Annotated in this window: 14 protein-coding genes; 8 read left to right on the forward strand and 6 right to left on the reverse strand. The window is 42.5% G+C overall.

The window, feature by feature from the left end; translation table 11 throughout:
* Nucleotides 1–77: 77 nt before the first annotated feature.
* Complete coding sequence (locus OS173_RS00235; RefSeq protein ID WP_267182258.1) at nt 78–557, reverse strand: hypothetical protein; 480 nt, start codon at nt 555–557, stop codon at nt 78–80.
* 172 nt (nt 558–729) lie between these two features.
* On the opposite strand from OS173_RS00235, the gene OS173_RS00240 reads away from it, so the two are divergent.
* Nucleotides 730–2,550, forward strand: coding sequence for an ExeM/NucH family extracellular endonuclease (locus tag OS173_RS00240; RefSeq protein WP_267182259.1), 1,821 nt, complete (start codon nt 730–732; stop codon nt 2,548–2,550).
* Between the two features lie 55 nt (nt 2,551–2,605).
* Here OS173_RS00240 and OS173_RS00245 read toward each other — a convergent pair whose 3' ends face one another.
* On the reverse strand, nt 2,606–3,805 hold the full coding sequence (locus OS173_RS00245; protein ID WP_267182260.1) for a DesA family fatty acid desaturase: 1,200 nt from the start codon (nt 3,803–3,805) through the stop codon (nt 2,606–2,608).
* A 77-nt stretch (nt 3,806–3,882) separates the two neighbouring features.
* Between OS173_RS00245 and OS173_RS00250 the strand changes: the two genes are divergently transcribed.
* Genes OS173_RS00250 through pdxH form a run of 4 tightly spaced genes read left to right on the forward strand, consistent with a single transcriptional unit; the run spans nt 3,883 to nt 7,192 of the window.
* Entirely contained in the window at nt 3,883–4,617 is a 735-nt protein-coding gene (locus OS173_RS00250) for an ATP-binding cassette domain-containing protein (RefSeq protein WP_267182261.1), read from the forward strand.
* A complete protein-coding gene (locus OS173_RS00255) occupies nt 4,598–5,365 on the forward strand; it encodes an ABC transporter permease (protein ID WP_267182262.1) in 768 nt (255 codons plus the stop codon). The genes OS173_RS00250 and OS173_RS00255 overlap by 20 nt, the downstream gene beginning before the upstream one ends.
* 11 nt (nt 5,366–5,376) lie before the next feature.
* Nucleotides 5,377–6,543 carry a hypothetical protein gene (locus OS173_RS00260; protein ID WP_267182263.1) on the forward strand — a complete coding sequence of 389 codons (1,167 nt, stop codon included), beginning with the start codon at nt 5,377–5,379 and terminating at the stop codon, nt 6,541–6,543.
* A 13-nt stretch (nt 6,544–6,556) separates the two neighbouring features.
* On the forward strand, nt 6,557–7,192 hold the full coding sequence (gene pdxH, locus OS173_RS00265) for a pyridoxamine 5'-phosphate oxidase (RefSeq protein WP_267182264.1): 636 nt from the start codon (nt 6,557–6,559) through the stop codon (nt 7,190–7,192).
* 54 nt (nt 7,193–7,246) lie between these two features.
* On the opposite strand, the gene OS173_RS00270 is transcribed toward pdxH, so the two are convergent.
* Complete coding sequence (locus OS173_RS00270; protein ID WP_267182265.1) at nt 7,247–8,815, reverse strand: SulP family inorganic anion transporter; 1,569 nt, start codon at nt 8,813–8,815, stop codon at nt 7,247–7,249.
* 318 nt (nt 8,816–9,133) lie between these two features.
* Here OS173_RS00270 and sstT point away from each other — a divergent pair, with 318 nt between their 5' ends.
* Both sstT and OS173_RS00280 read left to right on the forward strand, forming a co-directional pair.
* Nucleotides 9,134–10,345, forward strand: coding sequence for a serine/threonine transporter SstT (gene sstT / locus OS173_RS00275; RefSeq protein WP_267182266.1), 1,212 nt, complete (start codon nt 9,134–9,136; stop codon nt 10,343–10,345).
* A 72-nt stretch (nt 10,346–10,417) separates the two neighbouring features.
* Entirely contained in the window at nt 10,418–10,798 is a 381-nt protein-coding gene (locus tag OS173_RS00280; RefSeq protein ID WP_267182267.1) for a VOC family protein, read from the forward strand.
* Here OS173_RS00280 and OS173_RS00285 read toward each other — a convergent pair.
* Nucleotides 10,795–12,147, reverse strand: coding sequence for a M12 family metallo-peptidase (locus OS173_RS00285; RefSeq protein ID WP_267182268.1), 1,353 nt, complete (start codon nt 12,145–12,147; stop codon nt 10,795–10,797). The two genes, OS173_RS00280 and OS173_RS00285, sit on opposite strands and share 4 nt — an antisense overlap.
* A gap of 145 nt (nt 12,148–12,292) precedes the next feature.
* Nucleotides 12,293–13,735: a hypothetical protein gene (locus tag OS173_RS00290; RefSeq protein ID WP_267182269.1), complete on the reverse strand. Its 1,443-nt coding sequence runs from the start codon at nt 13,733–13,735 to the stop codon at nt 12,293–12,295.
* A 175-nt stretch (nt 13,736–13,910) separates the two neighbouring features.
* Between OS173_RS00290 and OS173_RS00295 the strand changes: the two genes are divergently transcribed.
* The gene (locus OS173_RS00295) at nt 13,911–15,203 is read left to right on the forward strand and encodes a right-handed parallel beta-helix repeat-containing protein (RefSeq protein WP_267182270.1); all 1,293 of its coding nucleotides are present in this window, start codon (nt 13,911–13,913) and stop codon (nt 15,201–15,203) included.
* Between the two features lie 29 nt (nt 15,204–15,232).
* Here OS173_RS00295 and OS173_RS00300 read toward each other — a convergent pair whose 3' ends face one another.
* The gene (locus tag OS173_RS00300) at nt 15,233–15,886 is read right to left on the reverse strand and encodes a glutathione S-transferase (RefSeq protein ID WP_267182271.1); all 654 of its coding nucleotides are present in this window, start codon (nt 15,884–15,886) and stop codon (nt 15,233–15,235) included.
* Between the last annotated feature and the right edge of the window lie 4 nt (nt 15,887–15,890).

Consider the following 15,890-nt stretch of genomic DNA (forward strand, 5'->3'; position numbering starts at 1 on the left):
TTATTACAAAGGTCTCTTTTACTGGAATAAAAAAACCACCGACGATGCGGTGGTTTTTTTGATAAGATTTTACAAAGTTAGACAGAAGGATTTGGTTCTTCTTTTAATTCTTCTTCTGCTTCTTCAGCAGCTTCTTCAACTTCGTCAGCAGCGTCTTCAGCAGCGTCTTCGGTATCATCCATCATGTCTTTGGCTTTTTCTTTGCCATCTTCGTACATTTCTTTGGTACCTTCTTTGGCATCTTCATACATGTCTTTGCTGCCTTCTTTAGCTTTCTCATACATATCTTTTGAGCCTTCTTTGGCATCTTCGTACATATCTTTGGCACCTTCTTTACCTTCTTGGTAAAGTTCTTCGGTCTTATCGGCGGTGTCTTCAGCAGCGTCTTCAATGGCATCGGCAGCATCGCTGGCAGCTTCTTTAGTGGCGTCAGCCGCTTGATTTAATTCAGTTTTTGCTTTGTCCATGGCTGATTCGCTGTCGGAATCTTTATCGTTACAGGCCGTTAATACCAGACTTAAAAGCGCTAAAATCAGCAGAGTTGTTAGTTTTTTCATTTTTTCCTCCAAATAGAAATAATTGTGAGCACATAAGTTATGGGTTAATGCTTATAAAGTCAATAGACAATTATTTGAAAATAGCTTTGAGATAAGCTAATCCCATATGATTTAACGTGGAATTTACATATTAAACAGGCGATAATACCGCTTTATAATAATTATTGTTGCCATGAAACTCTTGTTATTCTGTTTGTTGATATTTGTTGAGTCAACCTACGCTGCTGATTGTGATGGTACTTTTACGTCTATCGCTGTTATTCAAGGTCAACAAGATAAAAGTCCTTTACTGAACCAAAAAGTGGTTGTTAAAGCAGTGGTTACAGGCGTATTTACAGAAACCGGCGGATTAGATGGTTTTTTTGTACAATCTATGCAGCCCGATAATGATTTAAATACTTCAGAGGGTTTATTTATTTACACCGGCCGTTGGCAGCCCGATGTTACTCAGGGTGATGTGGTTGCTATTTCCGGTCGGGTATCAGAGTTACATGACTTAACACAGCTACAAGCCATTGAAGGCATCACATTATGTGAGTCTCAGCATAATTTACCGGAACCCAAAAATATTCAGCTGCCTTTAGATGACTTTAATCTTGAGAACGTGGAGAATATGCGGGTTACAGTTACTGGTGCCATTATTACTGACATCTATCAGTACCTTAAATTTGGAGAGTTGACGGTGTCTTCTGAACGGATGTTCTCGACCACAACGTTGGTAGAACCCGGTTTGGCAGTACCACCTTTAATGGCATTCCAGCAACGTGATCAGTTGGTTATTGATGATGGGCGCTTACAGGCTTACGCCAGACCATTTAGTGTTGGAGAGGATGGGCAAGCTTCGGTGGCAGCTGATAATCCGATTCGAACCGGTTATATGCTTGATGCTGTTGGGGTATTAAACTATGCCTTTGGCCAATATAAGTTACAGCCCACACAAGCCTTGAAAATCAGCCCGCAATCAAATTTTAGAGAACAACAACCTGATCGTCCAAACGGTAATTTAACAGTCGCCACTTTTAACATTGAAAATTGGTTTACTGATTTTAATGATGGTTCAGACCAATGTGGGAATATTAAGGGCATGGGATGTCGTGGTGCCCGTAATGAATTAGAACAGCGACGTCAGCTGGCTAAACTGGTCACCGTGATAAACCGTTTGGATGCCGCAGCCATTGGCTTGCAAGAATTACAAAATAATCAAAATGAATCATTACAGCGATTAGTAGAAGCCTTAAATGAAACCGCTGAATTTAATAAATGGGCTTATATTAATGCCGGCCAATTAGGCCAAGACGTGATAAAAGTGGGTATTATTTATCAACCACAACTGGTCGAACCTCAAGGTGAATATGCGTTGCTAAACAGCGAATCATTACCTGAATACGAAGACCACCGAAATCGAGTGGTGTTGGCGCAGACTTTTCAACATAATAATAGTCAACAATTATTTACCTTGGCATCATTGCATCTGAAATCAAAGGGCTGTCGTGATGCTGTGGGATTAGATATGGCTCAGAAAGATGGTCAAGGGTGCTATAACCCGACTCGTTCAAAAGCCGCTCAACAAATCGTCAACTGGTTAGATACTGATCCCACAAATATGGGCGCGGAATTACGTCTGGTGGTGGGCGATTTTAATTCTTATCAAAAAGAGGATCCGATTGTTGTATTTGAGAAAGCAGGTTATGTTAATCTGGCGCAAGAGTTTTTAGGTGTTGAAAACTGGACCACCTCCTATCGTGGCAAAGTGGGCTCATTGGATTATATTATGGTCAACAAGGCCTTAGCGGAGAAAGCCTCAGGCGTGACACAATGGCACATTAATGCCGATGAGATACGTGATTTTGGCTATCGGATTTCACCGTTGGCTGAGGGGATAGCGCGTCCGGTAAGCTTTTATCAAGCATCACCGTTTTCCTCATCCGATCACGACCCGGTCATCGCCGGATTTGAATTGTCGCTGAAACCAGTCCCCAGTAACAAAAAATAATCATAAAAAAGCCGCGATTGAAGCGGCTTTTTAAGGGTTTTTCTTGATGTAAGGTTTAGACCGATTTTAATTGCAGGCGATACTGCTGCATAGAACGGGCAAATTCTTGTAACATCTGAATGCCACTGGCTTCGGCTTTCTGGCACCATGCCTTCAGAGCCACAATCATGTCTTCCGTTGATTGACCGCTTTTATTCCAAATGGCTTGTAATTCCTGTTTGTAGCTCATCAAGATTTGGATGGTTTCGCTGCTGTTAAACTGAGAGTGTAACAGTCGGCTTTTGCGGCGTAAATAGCGGCTATCTAAAGACAAAAGTCGGCTATATTTTCGCATTTTGCGGCGCATGGCTTTTGATGCTTGACTGTACTCTTGGTTTAATTGTGGTTTGATCACATCGTTGATGTATTTTTGTAAGACGTTATATTTGTGGGTTACTAAAGCCTTCACTGTTTCGTTGTTAATGTCTTGTGATTGACTGTCGATACATAATTCCGGGATGGTTTTTTTGATTTCACATAAACCCAGCTTGTTCAATAACCGAATGGTGTACCAGCCGATGTCATGTTCACCTTTTTTATGGGCAAACTTACAAGAAGCCGGGAAGGCGTGGTGGTTATTGTGCAATTCCTCACCGTAAATAAAGAAGGCGAAGCGGGTTAAGTTTTGTGAGCTGTCATCGGTTCTATAGTTGCGGTAACCCATAAAGTGTCCTAAGCCATTGATGACGCCGGCGGCAAAAAACGGAATCCATGCAACCTGAATGGCAAATACGGCCAATCCGATAATACCGAATAAAGTCACATTGACGACAGCCAATAATAGAATACCTAAATAATGAAAGCGCGTATAAATGTTACGCTCTAACCAATCATCCGGGGTACCTTGTCCGTATTTATCCAGAGTTTCCTGGTTTTTACGTTCTTGGGTGTATAAATCCACACCATCAAACAGCACTTTTTTGATACCATGAACTTGTGGGCTGTGTGGGTCATCTTCGGTTTCACAAAAAGCATGGTGTTTTCGGTGAATGGCCACCCAGTCCTTGGTTAACATGCCGGTGGTAAACCACAACCAGAAACGATAAAAATGTTGTAAAACAGGGTGCATTTTAATGCCACGATGCGTTTGCTCGCGATGTAAATAGAGGCTAACACCGGATAAAGTGATTTGCACAGCAATAAAAGTGATGAGGATAATTTGCCAAGCGGATAGGTTAAGCAGACCTTTGTCTAAAAAATCGAGTAATGGGTACATAAATTAGGGGTTTTGTTTGTTTGATAAGCTTACTATAATGAAATCTCTATTTAATAGCCAGAGAAATTCGTTTTCACATGAATACAAGCGCCCATCAGTCATCTCTCATTCAGCTTCACAATCTGACGGTGCAGCGCCAAGGCCGTGTTTTGATTGATGAAATGAGCTTGCGTTTGCCATCTACCGGACTATGGGTGCTGTTGGGCGCCAACGGTGCCGGTAAATCGAGTTTACTGCGGTTATTGGCGGGTGTCAGTACCGCCACCTCCGGTCAGATTGAGTTTGCTGATGGTGTAGAGATTGGTTGGATGGCGGAACCGGCACGTTTTTATCGACAATTGACAGTGCTTGAACACCTGCGGTTACAAGCTGATTTATTGGATTTAGCGAACCCTGAACAGGCGGTGCAAAGGGTATTGGAGGAGTGGGGTTTAAACACGGTGAAAAATCAATTAACCGAACATTTATCCTTAGGCTATCGACAACGGTTATCACTGGCGGGTGCTTTACTGGCGCCGGTGAATGTGTTGTTACTGGATGAACCGATGAATGGCATGGATCCGATGCTAATGAAACACTTTAAATCATTTTTAGCCGAGTTTAAGCAACACAATCTAGTTCTGATGGCGACACATTTAATGGCTGAGGTCAGTAAATTAACCGATTGTGCCGTGGCGATGCACCAAGGCCAATTATTAGCCCAACACGATTTTCAACAACACGCTGTGACGGCAGTGGATTTATTACATTTTTATCAAAATAGTTTTGCAGACTGGCAAAAGATAATTACAGATGAAAAAGCAGCGATTTAGTTTCTACCATAAAGAGCAGAAAACCTTATGGGGCCGCAGTCGGGTGTGGTTGATATTGTCGCTTTTGGCTTTTGTGGTGAGCTGGTTGTTCTTACACATGTTAGACCGCTATATGGCGCTGCAACCTGAACTGCTTAAATTATCGGTACCACCAAACATCACCGAAGCGTTGTTATTGCCCTTAAGTCAAAATTTAATGACAGTGATGTTATTGGTGGTGGCAGTCACTGCAGGTGGCAGTGTTGCCCAGGAACGGCAAGAGGGAACCCTTGACTACTTGTGGCGAATACCGGCGAAACCGTGGTTTCACTTGCCGATTATGGCGAAGTTTAAAAGTCATTTATGGCTTACCGTGTTCCCGCTATTAATGTTGTTTGCGGTGGCTGCTTTATTGACTTTGGGTGGTGATGTCGATTGGCTCTTGGTGAGTGCCATGGGTTTGGCTTTATTACTGGGTTGCGCCTGGCTTATTGCCCTGGCTTTGTGGTTATCTTCTTTGGCCAATCAGGCTGGTTTTGCAGTGTTGTTAACACTGGTGGTTTTTATACTTATGTGGGTTATTGGCGGGCAATCTGCTTTGGATGAATATGGTATTAACTGGTTGAATTTGTTGTTGCCGGAGCAGCACCTTAATTGGCTTAGCCAGGGTAAAATAAACTTGTCTTCGTTGTTATATTTTGTTGGCGGCACGACGTTGTTTCTGTTAATGGCTCAGTTGCAAATTAACAATTTAAAGAGGCAACGATGAAAGTGGCTGTTATGACAAGAATTCTGTTGGCCGTTTCGTTATTGGTTTTGGTTCTGGTAGGCGCACTTTATGGGCCGCAAATTAATTTGAAAAGTGCTTATTTTGATCATTTGGATAACACCGATGTGGAGCATTGGTTGCAACAGGTGCCTACTTTAGAGATTGAAGTTATGGCTGCTGCCGATGGTCCTGCTGCCGGTTATGTGGCTAATTTTTTGGCGCCTTTAAATGACTATTGGTCCTCATTAACGATTCGTTATACTGATCCGACTAAATACCCCGATAAAGTCCGCGAATATGGCATCAAGGCCCGTGGAGAAATGGTTATTCATCATCAAGATAACTATTTTGTGTTATCCAGTTTATCCTATGAAACTTTATTTAATGGATTACAGCGATTATTGAACCCGCCCGATGGATGGGTGGTGATGTTGGATGGTTTTGGTTCACAGTCTTTGAGCTCTGACAGCACAGATGGTTTAGGCTTGTGGCTTAGTATGATTAAACAATTAAATTATTCTGTGGCGGCACTTCGGTGGCAGTCTGATATGACACTGCCGTCAGAAGTGAAGCTTATTGTGTTAGCCAATCCAACCCAGCCCATCAGTGATGAAGCGTTTCAATGGCTTCAACAACAGCTTAATCGCGGTGTTAATTTATGGTGGTTAAGCAACCCGGAAAGTATGGCGCAACAAGCTCAACTGTCGCTGTTGTTTGATGCTTTACCGACTGATCATGCAATCCGAGAAATTCCGGCATTAAATCAATACCCCAAGCATACCATTACCCAACAATTTGATTACCCAACCACATGGCGCGGGGTGGTGCCATTTGTAAGTTCCGGAGAAACAGTTTTGATGGCTGATGACGATCAGGTATTTGCTGCGTCACAAAACATGAACCAGAGTCGGTTACTGGTTATTGGTGACAGCGATTTTATTAACAACAGTTTGCTTAGAAGTGGTGGCAATCAGGCCTTGTCTTTACGGATGCTGGATTGGCTTATGCACCATGATAATCGCATCAATATGCCTGATTTGAGTGCACAACAAACCGGTTTATTTTTAACGGCACAGCAGGTGGTGATTATCAGTGTTGTGCTATTAATTGCTATACCCGGATTATGGTTGTTAGGTGCTTTAATGGTGATTTTTAATAACAGTCGACGACGACAATAACAAGGTTAGTAACATGGATATCTCAGATATAAGAACAGAATACGTTAAATATGGCTTGCAACGTGCTGATTTAGCAAATAATCCTTTAGATCAATTTACCACATGGTTCAGTCAGGCGCGGGCTGCAGAGTTGGCTGAAGTTAATGCCATGTCCTTAGCCACAGCGGATGCCAATGGCCGGCCGGATGTGCGCACAGTGCTATTAAAAATATTTGATGAGCAAGGCTTTGTGTTTTTTACCAATTACAAAAGTGCCAAAGCCAGACAATTACAAGACAACCCACAAGCGGCTTTATTGTTTCCCTGGTTAGCTCTGGAGCGTCAAGTCCGGATTACCGGTTCGGTTGAAAAAATCAGTGCCGCTGAATCATTTAAGTATTTTAGTTCCAGACCCCGTGGTTCGCAATTGGGTGCCTGGATTTCCGAGCAAAGCCATCCCATTAAAAACAGAGAGAAATTGAATAAACTGTTTCATACCATTAAAGAACGATTTAAAGAAGGTGAAATTCCTTTACCCAGCCATTGGGGTGGTTATCGGGTTATTCCCAATCACTTTGAATTTTGGCAAGGTCGCTCAAGCCGTTTGCATGATCGATTTAGCTATACCAAAACAGATAAAGACTGGCTCATTGAACGATTGGCGCCTTAATGAGCACTTAAACCCGCTGGTCCAAATCGGATTACCAAGGCCGCGATTCAAATGCTAATTTGAAACCTTAAGTGACGGGTTCGCGACTTTGTAATTTGGATCTTCGATTAGATTGACTTCCACTAAATCACCGGCTTTGCGTAGCATGCCCACACATTCTGCACTTAAATGTCGGTAGTGAACGGTTTTGCCGTGTCGCTGATAACGGTCCGCCAATTTGTCTAAGGCTTCTATGCCCGAATGGTCATAAACGCGGGCGTCGAGAAAATCAACAATCACATCCTCAGGATCGTCAGCCGGTGTGAAAATATTTTGAAAATTATGAATGGAGCCGAAAAACACCGGTCCCGACAAGTGATAGATTTTAGAACCATTCTCATCAATATGGGTGTCGGCATCAATGCGTTTGGCACCTTTCCAGGCAAACACCAAAGCACTGACAATCACCCCAACAATCACAGCAATGGCTAAATCTGCAATAACAGTAATACCAGAAACCAAAACGATGATAAAAATCTCTGACTTTTGTACTTTGGTAATCATACGCAAGCTGGCCCACTCAAAGGTGCCTAAAACCACCATAAACATCACACCCACTAAAGCCGCCAGTGGTATCATCTCAATCCATTTTGAGCCAACCAATATAAATAACAATAAAGCAACTGCTGCGGTGATGCCTGATAGTCGGCCACGGCCACCGGATTTAATGTTAATCATACTTTGACCAATCATGGCACAACCACCCATGCCGCCAAAAAAACCGGTGGTAAAGTTAGCGATGCCTTGACCCAGGCATTCGCGGTTGCCATTACCGCGGGTTTCGGTGACTTCGTCAATTAAGCTCATGGTTAATAAAGATTCGATTAAACCCACGGCGGCTAAAATTACCGCATAAGGTAAGATAATTTTAAACGTGGCCATGGTTAATGGCACTGCCGGAATAGAAAAAGTCGGCAAGCCGCCGGCTAATGTGGCGGCCGGGTTACCTGACTCAGCGCGCATATAATCGATGACATTGGGAATAGGAATATCTAACAAAATAACCAAAGCAGCGACCCCAACTATCGCCACCAGAGAAGCCGGTACCGCACGGGTGAGTTTGGGTAAAAAGTGGATAATGAGCATGGTTAATAGCACCATCGCAAGCATCCAGTATAAGGTGCCACCGCTCATCCAGACTTTAATGCCTTCATCGTTAATGACTTTAAATTGACCCAATTGGGCCAAAAAGATAACAATCGCCAAGCCGTTAACAAAGCCCAACATCACCGGGTAGGGCACCATCCTGATAAACATCCCCAAACGAAACACACCGGCCAGCATTTGAATAATACCGGTTAACACCACCGCGGCAAACAGATACTCAACACCATGTTGCGCCACCAAAGACACCATCACCACGGCCATGGCACCGGTGGCGCCTGAAATCATACCCGGACGACCACCAAATATCGAGGTTAACAAACCCACCATAAAGGCCGCATACAAACCCACAAGCGGATCAACACCCGCCACAAACGCAAACGCCACCGCCTCGGGAACCAGGGCCAAAGCCACGGTGAGACCGGATAGAACATCATTTTTAACGCTGTATTGGATGCGTTTTGAGAACAGATTAAACATCGGGGAAGTGGTGTTAAAAGGCGAGGTATCCTACCTGGATTTCCACAAAAGTCAATCATTTCATAGGCTTTGTTCGTTGTTGACTTCACTTAAAAACGACAACACAACTTCTATAAGAATAAAGAACTGCTTTTACCGCAATGCAGCAAATAGGATCTTTGAAAGTGAACTAAGTGTGGTCTTTATAAGCTTTGCGATAAAAGAAACACCGAGAAAAGTTTAAATTGTTACCGAAAGCAACAGAGGTGTGCTTTACAATACGCCCTTGATTTGGCACCAAGTCCTTTATTTATTAGCCACAGAACGGGAGTGTTATTAATGACAAAATTTATGCGTTGGCTGCAGTCCGGTAGTTTAATTCAACAAATTATTGTGGCTTTAATTTTAGGGATTCTATTAGCAGTTATCTGGCCACAAGCGGCACTATCCAGTGGCATATTAGGTCGATTGTTTGTGACAGCCTTAAAATCAGTGGCGCCGATATTGGTGTTAATTCTGGTGGCTGATGCCATCTCTAAACACCGAAGCGATCAGCCTTCCAACATAAAAAGTATCCTTGTATTGTATCTGTTTGGTACCTTTGCCGCGGCCATAACCGCCGTGGTCATCAGTTTTTTATTTCCGACCACACTTGATTTAAGTCTGGTGGAATCTGACATTTCACCACCCGGTGGCATAGCTGAAGTACTGAAAACCCTGGCTTTTAATGTCGTTGATAACCCGGTGCATGCCTTATTGAATGCCAATTACATTGGTATTTTAGCCTGGGCTATTTTAGGTGGTCTGGCATTACGACACACCGATGGCACCAGTAAACAGGTTCTGGCAGACGCTGCATTTGTCATCAGTAAGATTGTTGGTTGGGTGGTGCGCCTGACACCAATTGGTATTTTCGGGCTGATTGCCTATGCCATTGCCGATACCGGTTTCGAGGTGTTGGCGACGTATACAAAACTGATTGTGGTATTACTGTCAGCGATGTTGATTGTGGCTTTATTGTTAAACCCATTGATTGTCTTTATTAAGCTAAAACGTAACCCCTATCCACTGGTTTTCAAGTGTTTGTCGCAAAGTGGTATCACTGCTTTTTTTATGCGCAGTTCCGCTGCCAATATTCCGGTAAACATGAAATTAGCCAAAAACATGGGCTTGCGTAAAGAAACCTACAGTATTTCCATTCCTTTAGGTGCCACCATTAATATGGCCGGTGCGGCGGTAACCATCACGGTCATGACCCTGGCGGCTGCTCATACAGTCGGCATTGACGTTAATATAGTCACCGCTTTTTTGTTGTGTTTATTGGCCACCATTGGCGCCACAGGCGCATCCGGTGTGCCCGGTGGTTCTTTGTTATTGATTCCCATGGCCTGTAGCTTATTTGGTATAGATGACAGTGTCGCCGCGCAAGTGGTGGGTATTGGCTTTATTATCGGCGTCATTCAGGATTCGGCAGAAACCGGTCTGAATTCATCCACCGATATTTTATTCACCGCCGCCGCTGATTTAGCGGACCAGGACAAGAGGGTCTAGTAAGAAATACAATTGACCAGTGGGCATATTTTAACAAATAATAGATGTGCTTTTGATAATGAGGAATAAACGATGAACAAGCCCTTTAACGCGGTTGTCTGGTTTGAGATTTATGTGCAAGATATGACACGCGCGGTACAATTTTATCAAAACCTTTTTAACATTAAGATGGAGGCTTTAGATTCACCCACAGACGATGACATGTGGTCTTTTCCCGGTAATATGGAAAATACGGGCGCCAACGGTGCTCTAGTGAAAATGAAAGGTGTTGATTCCGGTGGTGGCGGTACCTTGGTGTATTTTTCTTGTGACGATTGTGCAGTGGAAGAATCACGGGTTGAAACCAATGGCGGTCAGGTAATTAAGTCAAAATTCAGTATTGGTGAGTTTGGTTATATTTCATTGATAAGCGACACTGAAGGCAATATGGTGGGCTTACATTCAATGCATTAATTTTCAAAGCCATTCATAAAAATGAAATCATCGGCTGCGGGTGTAATGCATTGTGGGTTCGATATGAATTGGCTTACGACATGGCTGCGCATTTTATTGGGTACCCGTTGGGGTTGATTGCCAAAGGGATGATTTTTACCCAAGGTCAGCGAAATATTATTTAATCCACCACCCAGTAAATGACAATAACTCATGATGGTGCCGCTGCCTTGGTTGATTGGTCCCGGTAGCGTTTCGGTTCCTGAAAAGCAACCTGCTTCATCGTTATAGCATTCATCAACCGGGTTGTTATAGCAATGGGTGTGTTCAGAATTAAAGTTATGTCCAATTTCGTGTGACACCACAACGATATCCCAAACTGGTTGTGGATTGGTGGGATTAAAACTACCTGATAAACTGGTGCTGACTCCATAAGCGCCACCATAATTACCGTAATCATTGCTAAACCCACAGTTGGCATTAGTGATATCAAGATTAAAGGAACCCCGGCAAAGCACACCTTTCCATGCGATACCACCCCATAAACTTTTACCACTGATAAAATGGGTGATGGCGCGGTTAATATTTCCATGTGTATCATTCCAATATTTGCCAACCTCATACAAAGCACAATCAGTTTTGGTTGCATCCCAGGGATCATTGGATGTAGTCCAGACACTGACATGACTTAATAGCACAAAGGTATTAATTTCGTTGTAATACATAAATGATAAATAACCGATCAGGCCACTGATGTAATCAATTTCATCACCAATGTCATTGAAGAATTGATAAAACTCATAATCAGTTTCAATGGCGATATTTAATTGATAATCAATGTTCGAACCACGCTGCTCTGTCGTAAGAGTACGTTGTTGAATGACTTCCGACTCGGGTATTTCAATGAAGTCTTTGGGATTAAAGTAACGGCTATCGCTTTGGGTCAGGGCATCAGTATCCGGTTTATCAAGTTTAAATTGATGACCCTTCATCCGATTCAATTGATATTTAGTACTATCATCGGTTTCTATAATGCCGTCAATATCACCATTTTCCAAGAAGCCGATAAAAACCCGGCTACCTTTTAAACCGTGAATGTCACCACTAAAATAGACATTATTCGGCATGGCTTGTCTTGTTGTGCCTTGATCACCATGAATCAGCACCTCGGCATTATCGGCAAACACTTTAAAGCGTTTTAAATTCAGTGTTACTGTACCTAAATGGTCTAAATCGACATCCGTGACTTGAATTTGTTCTCCGAGTGACACTGATTTAATGGCTGTTAGACTGTTGTGATCGGTTAATGACAGTTCCTTACTATGGGCAACAGAAGTGAAAATAATTAAGCACAGTAGAATGGTTTTCATGGGTTTTTCTCAATCGGGGGTTTTATTTTAGCGATTTAAGCCATAAACAACCATGGTTTTTAATGTTTGTGTGCGTGAGCGTTCACATTTAAAAAGGCCACATAGATGCAATGTAGCCATTGAATCGCCTGTCAATTTATAAAAACTACTTCTGTTTTGTCTTTGTATTAAATGGTTTTGGACCTATGTCACGGTCATTTTGTCTGTCTTTTTTAATTTGACGAACATAGCCTTTTTTCTTATTACCTGGGCTTGGGTCGCCGCCAAATGTGTCGTTGTCAAAGCGAATGGTGCCGGTAAAATCCTGAATAAAATAATATTTATTATTGGCACCATAGGCTAAGTCAACCGGCCGATTAAAGGTTCTGCGTTCATTCTCGTTGGCAATGAACTTATAGTCATTAATATTTTGACTGTGATTCTGAGAAGGTGGTACTTCTGACAATTTCATATAACCGGCTTTATTGACGCCTTCAATGGGGTCACCGCCAAAAGTCTTGTTATCAAAACGAATGGTTCCGGTAAAATTTTCTATGAAATGGTATTGGCCATTGGCACCATAAGCCAGATCCACCGGCTGATGAAAGGTTTTGCTCTGGTTTTCTGAGGCAACACGTTTATAGTCACTGATGTCCTGAGAACTGTGTGATTGTTCATCTGTTCGTTTGACGTAACCAAATTTAGACACGCCTCCAATGGGATCGCCATCAAAAGACTGGTTATCAAAGCGAATGGTGCCGGTAAAGTCATAGATATAATGGTATTGGCCTTTGGCACCGTAAGCTAAATCCACAGGCTTCCTGAATGTTTTGGATTCACCTTCTTTAGCCACCAGCTCATAATCATTTATATTGCTGTGTTGTTCAGGCTTGTTGCGGTATTTTACATAGCCGGTCTTTGTCACACCTTCAATGGGATCGCCACCAAAGGTTTTATTATCAAAGCGAATGGTGCCGACAAAATCATTAATGTAATGGTATTGACCATTGGCGCCATAAGCTAAATCAACCGGTCGTCGAAATGTCTTTGTTTCATTTTCATTAGCGGCGAATTGGTAATCATTAATTTCCTGGTCATTAGGATTGTTATCTGCAACATTGCGATGCGGTTTCATATAACCGGCTTTGGCAACGCCTTTGATGGGATCGCCGCCAAAAGTTTCATTGTCAAAGGTTATGGTGCCGATAAAGTTATCAATGTGGTGATATCGATCTTTGGCGCCGTAAGCCAAATCCACGGGCTGACGAAAAGTCATGGTTTCATTTTCATTGGCAACCAATTCATAATCACGAATAGGTCGGTTATCAGAGGACGTCACAGAGCTATTTTTAACATAACCGGCTTTTTCGACACCTTTAATGGGGTCGCCGCCAAAGGTTTTATTATCAAAACGAATGGTACCGACAAAATCATCTATATAATAATACTGACCATCTGCTCCATAGGCCAAATCTACCGGATAATTAAAAGTTTTACTTTGGTTTTCTTCGGCGATAAAAGTATAACCATCGGGGTTACTATGAGCGTAACCGGCAATCAATGTGAGCAGTAAAGCGAGAGTGGTATTTGTTGAAGTTAAATATCTCATGTGCAGTCCTAACAGTTTAATATGTTAAGTATTATAGAGCATGGGATATTAATTGCTCATTAAACTCATATACATAAACGTGATTATTGATTTTGTGAGCGATTATTCATTTATTTTTAATAAATAGATATATGCTCGTCATTTAATACCAAAGTTTTTAAATAAGACCAATCTAATGAGAAATGAATTGATAGGCTTAGGACTTATTATTACGCTGTCAATGGTTGCAAACAGCTTATTTGCTTCTAATCATTGTTTAAATGCGTCTCCATTACCTGAGCCAACAGGTTATATTGTAATGGTATCAAATGCACAGCAGTTACATGATGCCATCGATAACTTGCAAGCCAACACCACAGTTTTAATACAGCCGGGAGATTATGTTTTAAACAAAACGTTATATATTCAAGAAAACAATATTACCCTCAGAGGCAACAGTAATTACTGCGACCAGGTTAACTTGATTGGCCAAGGTATGGAACAAGCCAACTATGGCAATGTACCTCACGGTATTTGGACAAATGCCAGTAATTTAACAGTGCAGAATCTGACCATCCGTGATGTATATTTTCACCCGATACAATTTGATGCCAATGCTGATTCACCGACACTCTATAACCTGCGTTTACTTGATGCCGGCGAACAATTTGTCAAAGGCAGTTCAGGTGGTGGTTTGGGTACGGGCGTTGATAATGGTGTCGTTGAATACACCATTATGGCTTATTCGGTTTCGCCTCCAAACACAGATCATGGCGGTGGTGGAACAGGTTACACCAATGGTATTGATATCCACGGCGGTGATGGTTGGCAAATAAGACATAATTTATTCAAAAACTTCCACACCCCAGATGGTAGTGACCATCTGTGGAATCCAGCGATATTGATGTGGAACGGATCCAGTAACACCTTAACTGAAAACAATGTATTTATTGATGTAGATCGCGCCATTGCTTATGGCTTGACTAACCGGGCTTCGGGCAACGATCATTATGGCGGTATCATCAGAAATAACATGATTTACACAACACCAGGGATTTACAGTTCAACCCGACGGGCCAATTCAGATGCCATGATTATCGTCTGGGATTCACCCCAAACCCAGGTTTTGCACAACAGTATTTTGACTAATCTAAATCAGCGTTTCTCGATAGAATTTAGATTTGACACCACCGGCGGTCAGGTCAGAAATAACCTCAGTGATGCCGACATTGGCGACAGAAACGGTGCAACTTACAGTCAAAGCGGGAATTTAAGCAGCGCCAATCCAAATATGTTTATTAACCCGACCTCTGGTGACCTGCATTTAAAACACACGGCCACCGACGCCATCGATCAAGTGGCACCACCGGCCGATGCCATGCGTGACTTTGATCATGAACTTCGCCCGCCTGGGAATAACGCCGATATCGGTGCCGATGAATTTAGCTTGAGTTATGATCTTATTTTTAAGGATGGGTTTGAAAATTAAAAGAATGTAATGTTGGTGATATTAACGGCTTACATTTGCTCATTTCTGAGAAAATCATAGCGATAACCATCATTAAATAATTTAAACTTGGGCATGATACGTTTAAACAGTGAACTGTTAAGGTGTTTGTCCAGCCAGTCTTGCAAAGCCGGCCAATCTTGTTGGTCGAACCATTGTTTATCGACAAAAGCGTATTGTCGGATAAAGGGCATGATGGCGATATCGGCGAGTTGAATGTTGTCACCTAACAAATGGTCAGAGTTTTCAAGCTTTTGGTTGAGTGCGATTAAATAAGGCAAGGTGTTGGCCCGGTGTTCATCGAAGCTGAGTTCAGGATAGCCCACATGGTATTTATAACGGTCAAGCAGAGGCTTGAATTGAATGTCATATTCTTCAATCAGGCTAAGACTATCGGCTTTATAGAGCAACCAATTTTGCGGATCATTGAGTTGTAACACATGCAACATGATTGCCAGACTTTCGTCGATCACTGTGCCATCCTCTAAAATCAAAACCGGAACGGTGCCTTTGGGTGATGCTTTGAGCATGGCTTCGGGTTTATCTTTTAAGATAATTTCACGGAGTTCACAGCGATAGTCACTGACGGCGATGGCCATGCGTGCGCGCATGGCGTAAGGACAACGGCGAAAGCTGTATAAAACAGGTAAGTTCTGGTTACTCATAAAT

Origin of the sequence: Marinicella gelatinilytica, from assembly GCF_026410405.1 — a bacterium.
GTDB classification, from domain to species: Bacteria; Pseudomonadota; Gammaproteobacteria; order Xanthomonadales; family Marinicellaceae; genus Marinicella; species Marinicella gelatinilytica.

Excerpts from the sequence above, each read along its gene's own strand:
- OS173_RS00235 (WP_267182258.1), bottom strand. The coding sequence starts at position 557 with ATGAAAAAACTAACAACTCTGCTGATTTTAGCGCTTTTAAGTCTGGTA.
- OS173_RS00240 (WP_267182259.1), top strand. The coding sequence starts at position 730 with ATGAAACTCTTGTTATTCTGTTTGTTGATATTTGTTGAGTCAACCTAC.
- OS173_RS00245 (WP_267182260.1), bottom strand. The coding sequence starts at position 3,805 with ATGTACCCATTACTCGATTTTTTAGACAAAGGTCTGCTTAACCTATCC.
- OS173_RS00250 (WP_267182261.1), top strand. The coding sequence starts at position 3,883 with ATGAATACAAGCGCCCATCAGTCATCTCTCATTCAGCTTCACAATCTG.
- OS173_RS00255 (WP_267182262.1), top strand. The coding sequence starts at position 4,598 with ATGAAAAAGCAGCGATTTAGTTTCTACCATAAAGAGCAGAAAACCTTA.
- OS173_RS00260 (WP_267182263.1), top strand. The coding sequence starts at position 5,377 with ATGACAAGAATTCTGTTGGCCGTTTCGTTATTGGTTTTGGTTCTGGTA.
- pdxH (WP_267182264.1), top strand. The coding sequence starts at position 6,557 with ATGGATATCTCAGATATAAGAACAGAATACGTTAAATATGGCTTGCAA.
- OS173_RS00270 (WP_267182265.1), bottom strand. The coding sequence starts at position 8,815 with ATGTTTAATCTGTTCTCAAAACGCATCCAATACAGCGTTAAAAATGAT.
- sstT (WP_267182266.1), top strand. The coding sequence starts at position 9,134 with ATGACAAAATTTATGCGTTGGCTGCAGTCCGGTAGTTTAATTCAACAA.
- OS173_RS00280 (WP_267182267.1), top strand. The coding sequence starts at position 10,418 with ATGAACAAGCCCTTTAACGCGGTTGTCTGGTTTGAGATTTATGTGCAA.
- OS173_RS00285 (WP_267182268.1), bottom strand. The coding sequence starts at position 12,147 with ATGAAAACCATTCTACTGTGCTTAATTATTTTCACTTCTGTTGCCCAT.
- OS173_RS00290 (WP_267182269.1), bottom strand. The coding sequence starts at position 13,735 with ATGAGATATTTAACTTCAACAAATACCACTCTCGCTTTACTGCTCACA.
- OS173_RS00295 (WP_267182270.1), top strand. The coding sequence starts at position 13,911 with ATGAGAAATGAATTGATAGGCTTAGGACTTATTATTACGCTGTCAATG.
- OS173_RS00300 (WP_267182271.1), bottom strand. The coding sequence starts at position 15,886 with ATGAGTAACCAGAACTTACCTGTTTTATACAGCTTTCGCCGTTGTCCT.